General features: G+C 62.0%; 2 protein-coding genes. Both read right to left on the bottom strand.

Annotated features, from left to right (window positions below; all coding sequences use genetic code 11):
* On the bottom strand, positions 1-893 hold an 893-nt coding region (gene dmpG, locus ABIE61_RS18725), incomplete at its 3' end, for a 4-hydroxy-2-oxovalerate aldolase (RefSeq protein ID WP_354412395.1).
* A gap of 14 nt (positions 894-907) precedes the next feature.
* Positions 908-1,804 (bottom strand): acetaldehyde dehydrogenase (acetylating) (locus ABIE61_RS18720; protein ID WP_502915077.1); only part of this gene is annotated, 897 nt, incomplete at its 5' end.

Below are 1,804 nucleotides of genomic sequence, written 5' to 3'. Positions count from 1 at the left end.
TCCGCGAACAGCAGGAACGAGGAGTACACACCGGCATAGCCCAGCGTCAGGGCGTTGCGATCGACACGGATCGGCTGGTCCATGATCGGCACGATCAGGTCTTCCGCTACGTCCATGATCTTGTACAGATCAACGCCGGTCTCCACACCCATGCGATCCAACACGGCGCAGAACACTTCCAGCGGCGTGTTGCCGGCACCGGCACCCAGACCCGCAACGGAGCCGTCGATGCGCGAGGCACCGGCTTCAATCGCGGCCAGAGAGTTGGCGATCGCCATGCCCATGTTGTGGTGACCGTGGAAGCCGACTTCGACCTCTTTCGGCAGTTTGGCACGCAGCAGGCCGATGCGGGCGGTGACGTCATCCGGCAGCATGTAGCCGGCGGAGTCGGTGGCGTAGATGCAGTTGGCGCCGTAGCTGACCATCAGTTTGGCCTGTTCCAGAATCTTCTCCGGGCTGACCATGTGCGCCATCATCAGGAAGCCAACGGTGTCCATTTCCATTTTGGCGGCCATGCCGATGTGCTGTTCGGATACGTCCGCTTCGGTGCAGTGGGTGGCCACACGGATGGTGGAGACGCCGCAGTCCCGGGCCATTTTCAGGTGGTCAACGGTACCGATCCCCGGCAGCAGCAGCGCGGAGATTTTGGCGTTTTTCATCTTGGGCACGACGGCGCTGAGGTATTCTTCGTCGCTGTGGGCCGGGAAGCCGTAGTTCAGTGAGCGACCGCCGAGGCCGTCACCGTGGGTGACTTCGATCAGTGGCATGCCCGCCTCGTCCATCGCCGAGGCGATGCGGACCATTTCGTCCAGGCTGATCTGGTGGCGCTTGGCATGCATGCCGTCACGCAGTGACATGTCGTGCAGGGTTACTTTCTTGCCGTTCAGGTTCATGTGCTGTTCTCCCCTTAGCCGCGTGCAGGCAGTGTGATGACGCCGTTGGCCGCTTCTTCAGCGAACATCTCGGCGGTGCGCAGACCGGCAGCGGTCATGATGTCCAGGTTGCCGGCGTACTTGGGCAGGAAGTCGCCCAGCCCTTCCACTTCCATGAAGCAGGAGACGCGGTTGCCATCGAAGATCGGACCATTGACCAGACGGTAGCCCGGTACGTACTTCTGCACCTCTTTCACCATGGCGTGCACGGACTCGGTGATGGCGGCCTGATCCGGCTCGCCTTCGGTCAGGCAGTGGATGGTGTCACGCATGATCAGCGGCGGCTCGGCCGGGTTGATGATGATGATCGCCTTGCCCTGCTTGGCACCGCCCACCTTCTCTACGGCACCGGCGGTGGTGCGGGTGAATTCGTCGATGTTCTGACGCGTGCCCGGCCCGACGGAGCGGGAGGAGACGGTGGCGATGATCTCGCCGTATTCAACCGGCTGTACACGGCTGACTGCTGCGACCATCGGGATGGTCGCCTGGCCACCGCAGGTGACCATGTTGACGTTCATCTCCAGGTTCTTGGCATGGTCGGTCAGATTGACCGGCGGGATGCAGAACGGGCCGATGGCGGCGGGGGTCAGGTCAACCATGATCACGCCCAGTTCGTTCAGCTTGCGGCTGTTCTCGGCATGGACATAGGCCGAGGTGGCGTCGAAGGCGACACGGATATCGTCTTCAATGATGTGCGGCAGGATACCATCCACGCCGGTGGCGCAGGTTTTGATGCCCATTTCAGCGGCGCGTTTGAGTCCTTCGGACTCAGGGTCGATGCCCACCATCCAGACCGGCTCGATCCACTCGGAGCGCTGCATTTTCATCAGCAGGTCGGTGCCGATGTTACCGGGGCCAATGATGACCGCTTT

The organism is Marinobacterium sp. MBR-111 (assembly GCF_040547585.1).
GTDB lineage: Bacteria > Pseudomonadota > Gammaproteobacteria > Pseudomonadales > Balneatricaceae > Marinobacterium > Marinobacterium iners.
Note: the sequence above shows the minus strand (reverse complement) of the source record. Positions and strands in the feature narration are given on the sequence as shown.